At 48.9% G+C, this 12,224-nt stretch carries 10 protein-coding genes; 3 read left to right on the forward strand and 7 right to left on the reverse strand.

What is annotated here, in order from left to right; translation table 11 throughout:
• Positions 1-4: 4 nt before the first annotated feature.
• The gene (locus ACWXW9_RS25470) at positions 5-1,210 is read right to left on the reverse strand and encodes an MFS transporter (protein WP_494931692.1); all 1,206 of its coding nucleotides are present in this window, start codon (positions 1,208-1,210) and stop codon (positions 5-7) included.
• Positions 1,211-1,401: 191 nt separating this feature from the next.
• Here ACWXW9_RS25470 and ACWXW9_RS25475 point away from each other — a divergent pair, with 191 nt between their 5' ends.
• Both ACWXW9_RS25475 and ACWXW9_RS25480 read left to right on the forward strand, forming a co-directional pair.
• Positions 1,402-1,767, forward strand: coding sequence for a winged helix-turn-helix transcriptional regulator (locus ACWXW9_RS25475; protein WP_494931707.1), 366 nt, complete (start codon positions 1,402-1,404; stop codon positions 1,765-1,767).
• A gap of 118 nt (positions 1,768-1,885) precedes the next feature.
• Positions 1,886-2,728 carry a carbonic anhydrase gene (locus ACWXW9_RS25480; protein WP_494931693.1) on the forward strand — a complete coding sequence of 281 codons (843 nt, stop codon included), beginning with the start codon at positions 1,886-1,888 and terminating at the stop codon, positions 2,726-2,728.
• A 123-nt stretch (positions 2,729-2,851) separates the two neighbouring features.
• Here ACWXW9_RS25480 and ACWXW9_RS25485 read toward each other — a convergent pair whose 3' ends face one another.
• Entirely contained in the window at positions 2,852-4,138 is a 1,287-nt protein-coding gene (locus ACWXW9_RS25485) for a Gfo/Idh/MocA family protein (protein ID WP_494931694.1), read from the reverse strand.
• Between the two features lie 137 nt (positions 4,139-4,275).
• On the opposite strand from ACWXW9_RS25485, the gene ACWXW9_RS25490 reads away from it, so the two are divergent.
• Positions 4,276-5,133, forward strand: coding sequence for a helix-turn-helix transcriptional regulator (locus tag ACWXW9_RS25490; protein ID WP_494931695.1), 858 nt, complete (start codon positions 4,276-4,278; stop codon positions 5,131-5,133).
• On the opposite strand, the gene ACWXW9_RS25495 is transcribed toward ACWXW9_RS25490, so the two are convergent.
• From ACWXW9_RS25495 to ACWXW9_RS25515, 5 genes are all read right to left on the reverse strand, one after another.
• Complete coding sequence (locus ACWXW9_RS25495) at positions 5,123-5,953, reverse strand: carbohydrate ABC transporter permease (RefSeq protein WP_494931696.1); 831 nt, start codon at positions 5,951-5,953, stop codon at positions 5,123-5,125. The two genes, ACWXW9_RS25490 and ACWXW9_RS25495, sit on opposite strands and share 11 nt — an antisense overlap.
• Positions 5,943-6,815 carry a carbohydrate ABC transporter permease gene (locus tag ACWXW9_RS25500; RefSeq protein WP_494931697.1) on the reverse strand — a complete coding sequence of 291 codons (873 nt, stop codon included), beginning with the start codon at positions 6,813-6,815 and terminating at the stop codon, positions 5,943-5,945. The genes ACWXW9_RS25495 and ACWXW9_RS25500 overlap by 11 nt, the downstream gene beginning before the upstream one ends.
• 39 nt (positions 6,816-6,854) lie before the next feature.
• Positions 6,855-8,153, reverse strand: coding sequence for an ABC transporter substrate-binding protein (locus tag ACWXW9_RS25505; protein WP_494931708.1), 1,299 nt, complete (start codon positions 8,151-8,153; stop codon positions 6,855-6,857).
• A 240-nt stretch (positions 8,154-8,393) separates the two neighbouring features.
• The gene (gene ppdK / locus ACWXW9_RS25510; protein ID WP_494931698.1) at positions 8,394-11,066 is read right to left on the reverse strand and encodes a pyruvate, phosphate dikinase; all 2,673 of its coding nucleotides are present in this window, start codon (positions 11,064-11,066) and stop codon (positions 8,394-8,396) included.
• Positions 11,067-11,383: 317 nt separating this feature from the next.
• Entirely contained in the window at positions 11,384-11,938 is a 555-nt protein-coding gene (locus ACWXW9_RS25515; protein WP_494931699.1) for a GNAT family N-acetyltransferase, read from the reverse strand.
• Positions 11,939-12,224 lie beyond the last annotated feature (286 nt).

The raw sequence follows: 12,224 nt of genomic DNA on the forward strand, positions 1-12,224 counted from the left end.
TTTATTAAGATTGTGAACCTATTGCGGTGATTGCATCCCTTTTTTCTAGCGTGCGACTCCAGCCTGTGAGTAGAACCGCAGCGAAAACCATAATCGCCCCGATCCAGGTCGTATGAATGAGACCCAGAGCATCCGTCACCATTCCGCCTACATAGGCTCCAATCGCAATCCCCGCGTTGAAAGCAGCGATATTGATGGCAGAAGCGACATCTACGGCTTTGGGGGCAAAACGTTCAGCCAACATCACCACATATACCTGTAAGCCGGGCACGTTCATGAACGCAAGCAATCCCATAAAGAAAATCGTAATCAGTCCGGCGGTTTTAAAAGGAGCGGTGAACAGCAGAACGAGCAGGACAATTGCTTGAATCAGGAACATGTAAAATAAAGCTGAAAGCGGCTTGCGGTTAGCAGCTTTTCCACCAATGACATTCCCTATGGCAATCGCAATTCCATACAGCAAAAGAATGAACGTTACCGTACTTTGCTTAAATCCGGTTATGTCGTGAAGTAATGGAGATAAATAAGTAAACACGACAAACGTGCCTCCATACCCCAATGCTGTAATGATAAAGGCGAGTAGCAAGCGACCATTGGTGACCAGTTTGACCTGCTCGCGGAAGGGGGTTCTGTTCCCTTTGCGCAGATTGGATGGCAGCAAAATCAGATTCGCGATGAGTGCCACCACACCGACGATCACAATCGCCATGAAGGCCGCTCGCCAGCCCCATTGCTGCCCGATAAAGGTTCCCAAGGGTACACCCGTGACCGTGGCTACGGTCAGCCCGGAGAACATAATGGAAATGGCACTGGCTCGGCGGTCATTGGGTACAAGATCGGCTGCGATGGTGGAGCCGATGGACATGAACACCCCATGGGAGAATGCCGAGACCACACGTGCAATCAGCAGCATGACAATTCCACTGGAGAACGCAGCGAGGCTGTTGCCTGCAATAAATACAATCATGATCCACAGCAGCAGCGTTTTACGGGGAACACTGGATGTTAATGAGGTCAAAACGGGAGCCCCGATGGTTACCCCTAAGGCATACAACGTGACGGTTAAAGCCGACATGGTTACGGATATGTGCAAGTCCTCAGCGATCAGGGGAAGCAGTCCCACGCTGATGAACTCGGTTGTCCCAATGGCAAAGGCACTTACGGCTAAAGCCAGTAATGGCCAAATACTTCGTTTTGAGTCTGACGACATGTCTTTCACTCCTATCTCAGCTTTTTCATAATTCGATTCCTCAACAGCTGGAAATGCTCATCTATAGAAATCTTCGACCAGCAGATGTTATTATGAGTTATTCAAGCGATTATGAACAGTACGTACTTTTTAGTGATATAGGTACCAAAAAGTACCCTAAACAAAAGGTGAAACACACGGAGGGATCGACATTGGGTCAGAAAAAATACAACATCTCGGTTGAGGCGACTTTAGAGGTTATCGGTGGGAAGTGGAAGTGTGTGATCCTGTGTCATTTGACACATGGGAAAATGCGGACAAGCGAATTGAAACGCATCATGCCTTCGATTACACAAAAAATGCTGACGCAGCAGCTTCGGGAATTAGAGGAAGACGGCATCGTCAATCGAATTAGCTACAATCAGGTGCCTCCCAAAGTGGAGTACGAGCTTAGTGAATATGGATGTAGTCTGAAGAGCATTTTGGATTCTCTGTGCGCCTGGGGAGAAAAGCATATTATTAAAGAGTACGGAGATAAATCCGCTGTACTGGAGGATAACATTCTGAATAAGCTGTAAAAAAAGAGTACACCCTTTCCTTCTTCCTAAGTCCTTGTACCCTTGATGGAACTTTGTACAATAATTTACAATGTAAAAAGTTTCACATACTCTACTTTGGGAAGAAGGATCATGCACAATGAAAAAAAACTGGAGAGTTTGCTTGTCCAGCATGTTTGCTATTTTCCTGGTTGTGTCGGCAACCGGATGTAATGCTCAGCCCGACACTTCCAAATCTACGAATACTTCGTCTTCACCGACTGGTAGCGCCGCCCATGCGGTTGTTCAGAAAAGTCCACACTGGTCCTATGAAGGAGATCAGGGACCGGAGCATTGGGGAGAGTTAGAACAGGATTTTGCGGCTTGTGGTAACGGTCAGGAACAATCCCCCGTCAACATAGAACATACTCGAATGGAAGCTTCGCAAACGCAGCAGCCGATACAGGTTCACTACACCAATACGAAAGTATCTATTCTGAATAATGGACACACCGTTCAAATCAATACAGCAAGCCCCGGCAATACTATTGTGCTGGACGGCACTCGTTATACTTTAAAGCAGTTTCATTTCCATCATCCCAGCGAACACCAAATTGATGGTAAAAATGCCGAGATGGAGCTTCACTTTGTTCATCAGAGCGACGATGGCCACACAGCAGTTTTAGGCGTTCTCATTCAAAGGGGCAGGGAAAATAAAGCCTTCAACAGTATTTGGTCCAAACTGCCGAAAGATACGACCTCTCAAGATGCAGCTCTGGAGGAAGGAATTAACCTTGCTTCCCTTCTGCCGAAGGACCTGCATTCGGTTCGCTACAATGGCTCTCTGACTACCCCGCCATGTACAGAGCATGTGAACTGGACGATACTGGAACAGCCTATCGAAATGTCGGCAGACCAAATCAGCCGGTTCGCTACCATTTTTCCCGATAACCATCGCCCTGTGCAACAACTTGGAGCCCGTGAACTGACTGCCGATAAATAATGAAATAAGTACCCTACGACAGCTAACAGAAACTCTGCCGCCGCTGACAGTAAAATACCAAGAAGCCCCTCTGTCCATAAGATAAACAGGGAGCTTCTTGGTTATTTTAGTGGTTGCCAGTCTTTACAAATGAACCAGTTCCTCCACCTTCACTGGCTGGCCCGTACGGATGGAGCGATTGGCGGCAATACCCGTTAAAATAGACCAAGCTCCATCTATATGTGAGGCTGCGCGATGGAACCGATCATCTGCCGGCTTATCAAAAATATCCCGCAGCATGACTGGATCACCACCGCCATGACCACCCACGCCTTCCTCTACCTCCACCTCATAAGGTGCTGCAAAGTGGGGATAGATCGTAATGGTTTTTTCTTTTAACGCCCCCTCGTCTGCCTTACTGCCCCCGGAATTAACGTAGGATTGCTCGGATACCCGTACCTCCATCCGCCCCTTGGTGCCGTTGAACACGATGATAAATCCCTCCCAAGGCATGTAAGCATTCAGCGAGTAGTTCATGACTGTCTTGTTCTTGTACTTCACCATGACACTAAGCGTGTCCTCAATGCTAATATTGTCGCCAAATACGCTTTGATCCCGCACATAGCCATCCTCATGCTCGGCATCCAAATACATGCTTTTCAGGTGTTCGTTACGGTCCAGATGCAGCGCAAACGGGTCATTTTCCGCTGCCTTGCTGCCGTACGCACGCTGGTAGAATTCAGTCACGCCGCGCTGTTCCGCATTTTCCCGGCCATAAAATTTCAGATCGCCCATTGCATATACCGTCTCCGGCTTCGAGCCGAGCCAAAAGTTCATCAGATCGAAATGATGCGTCGATTTATGCACCAGCAGACCGCCGCTATTGCGCTTATCCCGGTGCCAGCGACGGAAATAATCCGCGCCATGCTGCGTATTCAGCAGCCATTCAAAGTTGACGGACAGCACCTCACCCAACGTCCCGTCCAGGATCACCTCGCGTATTTTCGTATTATGAGGCGCATAACGATAATTAAAGGTGACACGCAGCTTCCGTCCTGTGCGATCTATAGCATTCAAAATGTCTTGACATTTGTCCTCATCCACCGTCATCGGCTTCTCGGAAATAACATCACAGCCCAATTCCATCGCCCGGATAATATACTGATGATGCACACGGTCGATGGTCGTGACGATCACAATATCCGGCTTCGTTTCTGCAATCATCCGTTCAAATTCATGAGCTTTATAGGTCGGAATCGGTTCGTGGGCATATTTCTCCTGCAACAGCCGGTTGGCATAGTTCATTCTCGTCTGATTGACGTCACAGAACGCGATCAGCTCCGAAGTATCCTTGAAAACGGTAACAACTTCACCGTAAAAAAATTCGGCTCTTCCTCCAGTACCCACAAGTGCATATTTGATTTTAGCCAATTGGCACACACCCTTTGCATGAATTACTTTTATTTTATAGTATAAGAAAGAGTGAATTCTTCGCATTTATTGTGAATTCATCCTTAAAATATACATATATTATCCACTTGAATTCTCTCATAAAGGAGGCCGTTGATATGATCGCCACACCTCGCTTTGCCATTGAGCAAGCGCTTCGGACGGAGCCGTTCAGTATGTCCGCCGACCATGTTCACCAAGCACATGAAATCTATTATTTGCTGGCAGGAGAGCGCTACTATTACATCAATCAGCGGGTATATGCGCTACAGAAGGGCGATCTGATTTGGATCAGCAAACACGATTTCCACCGTACGAGCAACAAGGGCAACGGCAGTCATGAACGGATTTTGATCAACTTTGATGAGCAATTTGTCGCCACATTACTAAACACTGTCCCTTACGGCGATCAGAAGCAGCCCCTCCTGCCGGAGAAAAGCTTTCTGCTTCGCCCTTCGGCGGAGGAACAGCGCGAGCTGGAGCATCTGTTCCAGCAAATGCTGGATGAGTACCACCAAGACCATACCTACCGCCATATGTACCTCCAAAGCTTGCTGCTCCAACTGCTTATTCGAATCGGACGCATACAATCGGCCACCCCCGACACCATTGCGCCTGAACGCAGCGAGAAGCAGCAGCGAGTGTATGCGGTGATCGAATACCTGCATGCCCACTATGCGGAGAAGCTAACCCTGGATCAGTTGGCAGGGCATTTTTATATTAGCAGCACGTATTTGTGCCGTATTTTCAAGCAGACAACAGGCTTTACCTTGGTTGAATACCTTCAGGATGTTCGAGTCCAACAGGCTCGGGCGTATTTGGGCGAAACGAGCTGGAAAGTGACCGCCATCGCTGAAAAAACGGGTTTTGACAGCATCGCTCACTTTGGTCGTGTGTTCAAGCAATTAACTGGACATACCCCGTTACAGTATCGGAAAGAACAGAAAAAGGAGCAGGGAAACGCCCCTACCCCTTGATGCCCGTCAAGGTAATACCTTCGATAATTTGCTTTTGAGCAATCATATAGACGATCAGTACCGGAACGACGGAAATGGTGGTACCCGCCATCATTAGCGACCAATCAGAGGTATACAGCCCTTTGAAATTGTTAAGCAACAGCGGAACCGTGAATTTCTCTGGTGTATTGAGGTAAATCAGCGGATCGAGAAAGCTGTTCCACGCGCCCAAAAAGGTGAAAATCCCAATCGCGGCTAACGCCGGACGAATCAGCGGCAGAATGACACTCCAGTAAATGCGAATGTACCCCGCCCCGTCCATGACCGCTGCTTCCTCCAGATCGCGCGGAATCCCCATCACGAACTGGCGTAGCAGGAACACCGCGAACGCGTTAAACAACGCTCCGGGCACGATCAGCGACCAATGCGTATCCAGCCACCCGATGCGGTCCATCACCAAATACAGCGGAATCATCGTCACCTGCTTGGGCACCATCATCGTAGTAAGGAACAGGATGAACAGGATATTCGACCCCGGAAAACGGATTTTAGCAAAAGCATACGCCGCCATGGACGCGCTAATCAGCGTCGCTGTCACGATAATGACCGTAATATAAAAGCTGTTCATGTACGCCTGTACGAAGGGCATGGCCTCCAGCGAAGCTGGATAATTGCTCCATACAAACGGATCGGGAATCCATTGGGGCGGGACGACAAAAATTTGCGAAATATCCTTCAAAGAACTGAGAAAAGTCCACAGGAATGGAAAAAACATCATCAGAGAGCCGACAGCGAGCAGCACATGGTGCAGGAAATCCCTGCTTTTTTGCCTAATCTCCATAGTGCACCCACCTCTTTTGCATTTTAAATTGCAGCAGGGTAAACACAAGAATGATCGCGAACAAAATCATTGCTGCCGCAGCACTTTCCCCCATCGTGAAATCAATGAACGCCTGATCATAAATGTGGTACACCAGCGTATAGCTTGCCTTGGCTGGCCCCCCATTTGTCATGACGAACGCCTGATCGAACACCTGAAAAGAGCTAATAACCATCATGATCGTGACAAAAAAGGTCGTAGGTGACAATAGCGGCAGGGTAATATACCTTAGCTGCTGGAACTTGCTGGCCCCGTCAATTTCGGCTGCCTCGTAGTAGCTTTTGGAGATGCCCTGAAGTCCTGCCAGGAAAATGACCATATTATATCCCAGCCCCAGCCATATGCTCAAAAGCGCAATCGACGGAATTACCCACTGCGTATCCGTAAGCCACATCGGGCCTGTAATCCCAATCGCTCGCAGCAGATGATTTAAAATGCCAAATTCGCCGTTCAGTATCCACATCCAGATGACCCCGACCGATACTGAGCTGGTCACAACAGGCATGAAAAAGAACAAACGGTATATTTCCTTGCCCTTCACTTTATTGAGAACAATCGCTACAAGCAGAGCCAACATAATCCCCGCCGGAATCACCAGCACCATATAGTACATCGTATTAATGAGTGCCTTCCAGAAATCAGGATCAGATAGCTGGCCCCTGAAATTGTCCAAGCCGACAAACAAAGGCACGCCAAAGCCGTCCCAATTCACAAAGCTCAAATAAAATGCATATAGCAACGGCAACAGCGAAAAACATAACAAACCAAGAAACTGGGGGCCAATGAACAGATAGCCCCACAGCGCTTGATGCTTTTTCTGCATCTTGTCACCTTCCTCCCCGGTCGCAATCCCATCCGGTGCTTACTTGACCGCCTTGGAAATGATCTGATTCAGCTTCTCAATCGTTGCCGCCGCATCCTGCTTGCCCAGGAACATTAGGTCAATCGTCTCCGTGATATCCGAATTTAATCCCGGTACCTGAGCGTCATAAGCCATTGCGGAGCCGTGGGCATGCCCCTTGTCACGTCCTTCGGTCAAATAGCTTGAATGCCCAATCTTCGCCGTTTTCATAATGCTCTCATCTGCGGCGGCAAGCGTACCTATGGCATTTCCGCCTTCAACCAGCCGCGCCTCCTGCCCCTTCACCGAGACGTAGAATGCGGCCAGCTTCATAGCCTCTTGCAGATGCGGGCTGTTTTTGTTTACGGCTACGTAGGCGACCGGAATGGCGACAGGTTCATTTTTGCCCGTGTTGGATGGCCAGTAAATATAATCAAAATCGAGGCTTTTATTCTGGCTAAACAGCGGCTCCAGCCATCTTCCCGCCGCCAGCATACCGACCTGGTTGGACATGAACATTGCGTCAGCCCCTTGCCCCTTGGGAAGTGAGCCGAGATACACCGCATTTCCCTTTTTCACCATATCGTACATGAAGCCAAAGGCTTCCTTGCCCTTTTCATTGTGGTCCAGCACATACTTGCCTTGTTCATCAAAAATCCGTCCGCCATTCGACCACACCCATGAATACCAGTGAGCCCACCAGTTTTCTGCGATATAGCCCTGTTTTCCGGCAGCTTTCAGCTTCGATGTGACTTCCTCAAACGCATCCCAATTCCACTTGCCTTCGTCGTAGTATTCCTGCGGTGTCTTCACACCGGCATCCTTAAAGACCTTCTTGTTGTAGTACATCACCATGGGATTCGAGTCAGGAGTAACCCCGTAAATTTCCCCATCACGTTTGGCTGGGCCCCACAATCCCTCCGGAAAATCTTCGGCCTTCACATCACTGGCACCACTCTTTAAAAATTCACCCAACGGCTGCACCTGCTTGGCTCCAATCAAACGTGCAATCGTTGGCTCATACGAATAAAACACGTCCGGCCCACGGCTACCCTGAAGCTGTGTCAGCAGCTTTTGCTCATACTGATCTCCTGGTACAGGCACCAGCTTGACCTCAATATTCGGGTTTTCCTTCTCAAAGGCATCGAGCGCCCGCTGGTACACCTTCACCTCAGCTGGATTACCCCAAGCTTGCATCGTGAGCCGCACCTTTTGCCCATCGGTGTTCTCCAGCTTGGGAGAGGTACTGCATGCTGCTGCAAGTAAAAACAGAACGCTGAGAAAAAATCCAATTTTTATCCAGTTCATGTAATTGTCCACCTTATCCGCCTCCTGTAGCTTCACATGGTTGTATGTCATTATTTAATTAAAGCGCTTACAAAAACGTTCCCTATCATCATATGTAGGAGGAGGGAACACGATATCACCATTTTCAATTTTATATAATTTTTTTCTTCCCTACGAGATATGTGTATGTAAAATGTGGTACAAAATGAACAAGGCAGCCTTTGGATCAAGGCTGCCTTAAATGTGTTATTGAAATGTAGAGACTACTTTCAGCTACAAAACGGACAAGGCTCCCTCAGGTTGCTCCGCTCTGACAAGCAAAGCTGCTTGGGCGGCGGCAATGCGGGCAAATGGCACCCGGTACGGTGAGCAACTGACATAGTCCAGTCCGCTGCGGTGACAAAAGAGAATAGACTCTCTATCCCCGCCATGCTCACCACAGATACCTGTCTCCAGAAAGGGCTTCTTCTCCTTACCCTTGATAACAGCCCATTCGATCAATTTGCCTACGCCATCCTGATCCAACACCTGAAAGGGATTCGTTTCCAGAATATTCTTCTCCATATAGGAGCCGAGGAATTTACCTTCGGCATCATCCCGACTGTAACCAAAGGTCATTTGTGTCAGATCATTGGTTCCAAAGGAGAAAAAGTCGGCGTACTGTGCCACGCTGTCTGCAAGCAGGGCGGCTCTTGGAACCTCAATCATGGTGCCCACCCGATACTTGAACCACTTGAATTCCTCGCTAAGCACCTGAACTGCTACCTCATCAATCAGTTCCCTCATTTGCTTGAGTTCATTGGAGTGACCAACCAGCGGAATCATAATCCCCGGTCTCACATCCACGCCCCTGCGCAGTGCCGCTTCCGCGGCCTTAAAAATCGCTTCAATCTGCATGTCGTAGATCTCCGGAAACAGAATGCCCAGCCGAACACCGCGCAGACCCAGCATAGGGTTAATTTCTCGCAGGTCGTGCACCTTGGAGATGGTGCTTTTAAGACGTTGAAGCTCCTCTACATGGCCCCCCAAAAGCTCAAGCTCCCGCTGCTGCTCCTGAAGTTGTTCCAGATTCGGCAGGAACTCATGTAACGGCGGATCCAGCAAGCGAATCGTCATTGGCAAACCGTCCATTGCACTGAACATAGCCTCAAAGTCAAATTGTTGCATTTGGAGCAGACGATTCAAATGAAGAACCCGCTCCTCCTGATCATCGGCCAAAATCATCGCCTGAACGATAGGCAGACGATTGCCTGAGAAAAACATATGCTCTGTACGGCAAAGCCCGATGCCTTCGGCTCCAAATTCCCGGGCTTTGACTGCGTCGAGTGGCGTATCCGCATTGGTGTAGACCTTCAATGCCCGAATGTCGTCCGCAATCTCCAGTAGCTTCAGTAACTCCGGTGTAATGACCGGCTCGCTCAGCGACAGACTGCCTTGGTACACCTGTCCGGAGGTCGAATCGAGCGAAATATCCTCCCCTTCCTGAAAGGTCAGGGTACCGATGCTGACGCTTCGACTGTCCAGATCAATCCTCAGCGTGTCACAGCCGCAAATGCAAGGTTTACCCATGCCCCTTGCAACCACAGCAGCATGGCTGGTCATCCCACCTCGACTTGTCAGCACACCTTCGGCGGCAATGATCCCGTGAACATCGTCGGGTGAGGTCTCCACACTGACCAGGATGACTTTCTGCCCGTCCTTCGTCCAGTTCTCTGCCGTATCGGCGTCGAATACAATGCGCCCACTCGCTGCGCCGGGCGAGGCAGGCAGACCTTGGGCAATCGCAACCAGCGGTGTGGAAACATCAATGGAGCGATGCAGCAGTTGATCCATGTGGGACGGCTCAATCCGTAGGATAGCCTCCTCCTGGCTGATGATCCCTTCCTCCACCAGATCCACAGCTATTTTCACAGCCGCCTGCGCCGTTCTTTTGCCGCTGCGCGTCTGTAACAGATACAGATTTCCTTTTTCAATCGTGAATTCGATATCCTGCATATCCCGATAATGACGCTCTAACAAGGAAGCCAGCTCTTCCAGACGACCATAGACTAGCGGCTGCTCTTCCAAAAGTTGAGGAATAGGGTTAGGCGTTCTTATTCCTGCCACGACGTCCTCTCCCTGAGCATTTACCATGTACTCGCCATACAGCTCATTCATACCTGTGGAGGGATTGCGGGTGAAGAGCACCCCTGTTCCACTTTCGTTGCCGAGATTGCCAAATACCATGGCCTGAATGTTCACTGCTGTTCCTTGTTCATCTGGAATACCGTAAGCCTTCCGGTACACCTTGGCACGCATATTGTTCCAGCTGCGAAATACAGCCTCTACCGCCATTTGCAATTGCTGATACACATCCTGTGGAAACGGCTGTCCGCTCTGCTCTGCGACAAGATCTTTATAATGTCCGATCAGTTCCTTCCATTCTTCCGCGCTAACCTCCTGGTCACTGCCACGCCCATGGGTCTGCTTGCTCTGCTCCTGAAGCTGGTCAAAATGATTGGATTCGATACCCAGCACCACTTCGCCAAACATTTGAATAAATCTGCGGTAACAGTCGTAGGCGAAGGTTTCATTTCCCGTCTGCTCGGCCAATCCACGCACGGTTTCATCATTCAGACCCAGGTTCAGAATCGTATCCATCATACCGGGCATCGAGGTTACTGATCCTGAACGAACAGATACCAGCAAAGGCCGCTCCGTATCTCCAAATATAGCCGACTGGGCTTCCTCAACGTCGTGCAGGGCAATGACGATTTCTCCCAACAAACCCTCCGGGAGCTTGCCGCCGGAAGCAAAATAGGCTTTACATGCCTCGGTAGTCACCGTAAAGCCGGGAGGGATCGGGAGACCCAGTGTCGTCATTTCCGCTAGATTAGCTCCTTTTCCTCCTAGTAGCGCTTTCATCCCCAACTTACCTTCGTTAAATGAGTACACTCTTTTCAGCATTGAATTCATTCCCTCCACTTATCGAGATACATGCCTGAACTGATCTATAGGTTTACTTAAAGTTGTAACACAAAGTAAGTGGTTATTTCAATATATAATACGTAATATATATTTATTATATTTGTTTATGACGTTTTAAATAGCGATAAATCTCATTTATAAAACACTTTAATTTGTGGTTAGCTGTAGGTTGGGATAGAGTGATTCTATCCCAACCTACCTGTCCATCCTGCAACTCAGGACGGGTTCCAAAAAACAAAAAAACGTCTGTTTGTACAGACGTCCTTTTGCTCAATTCAGTTTTCTTTTCTTACAGCTCAATTCGATAGCATCTTTTCAAAAATATTATAGCCGTTCGTTTCGCCTATATACGTATAACCGCATTGTCTGTAAAACTCGCTAAGCTTGTCATTTCCCGCAATACAGTCTAAACGGATTCGATCCTTGCCTGTGAAGTGGATGCCTTGTTCAATCCATTGCATCAGCTCACGGCCTAGCCCCTTCCCGGTGCTATCGCGATCTACAACCAAACGATGCAGGTATACTGCCGTTCCCGGCTCGGAATCCGCTTCATTTAATCCCCACAACTTACGATCCCATGCACTGGGCTGCTGTTGCAGAATCATGGAGCCTGCCAAGGGTAGCCCCTCTGATTTTCGGAAAATGATCACTTCTCCACGCGAAATAGCGCCTCCCAGATTATGATCATCCTTCCCTTTCAATAAGTTGGCCCATTGAGTGGAACCCTTGCTGTGCAGCCATCTGGCAGTCTGTAAAATTAATTCCTGAACCTCGGCCTGATCCTCTGCGCCTGCCTGAAACGCGCGTAATTCCGGATTGACGAATGGATCGACAATTTGTAGTGTCGTCATGCTGCACCTCAACTCTCTTATGTCAGTATATATGAAAACTATATCATAAAGACTCGTTTTGCCCATACCTAGTTCACGTATAGCTTCGGCTGCGGTAATTTCTCTGGATTTCCACTTATCGTACGTTCACATAAATCCCGGCCCCGATTATCTGTCTCTTAGGCCTTCCAAACTTCACCCATTCTTTTTTAGCAACAGCGATCCCTTACGCTTGCCGGACACGGTTTTTTTTCCGTTCCTCTGTTCGGCTCCCCATGCCAGCATACTAAGGAATGGATCCTCCAAC

The organism is Paenibacillus sp. LT-B23 (genome assembly GCF_059417685.1).

Excerpts from the sequence above, each read along its gene's own strand:
- ACWXW9_RS25470 (WP_494931692.1), bottom strand. The coding sequence starts at position 1,210 with ATGTCGTCAGACTCAAAACGAAGTATTTGGCCATTACTGGCTTTAGCC.
- ACWXW9_RS25500 (WP_494931697.1), bottom strand. The coding sequence starts at position 6,815 with ATGCAGAAAAAGCATCAAGCGCTGTGGGGCTATCTGTTCATTGGCCCC.
- ACWXW9_RS25480 (WP_494931693.1), top strand. The coding sequence starts at position 1,886 with ATGAAAAAAAACTGGAGAGTTTGCTTGTCCAGCATGTTTGCTATTTTC.
- ppdK (WP_494931698.1), bottom strand. The coding sequence starts at position 11,066 with ATGCTGAAAAGAGTGTACTCATTTAACGAAGGTAAGTTGGGGATGAAA.
- ACWXW9_RS25515 (WP_494931699.1), bottom strand. The coding sequence starts at position 11,938 with ATGACGACACTACAAATTGTCGATCCATTCGTCAATCCGGAATTACGC.
- ACWXW9_RS25490 (WP_494931695.1), top strand. The coding sequence starts at position 4,276 with ATGATCGCCACACCTCGCTTTGCCATTGAGCAAGCGCTTCGGACGGAG.
- ACWXW9_RS25495 (WP_494931696.1), bottom strand. The coding sequence starts at position 5,953 with ATGGAGATTAGGCAAAAAAGCAGGGATTTCCTGCACCATGTGCTGCTC.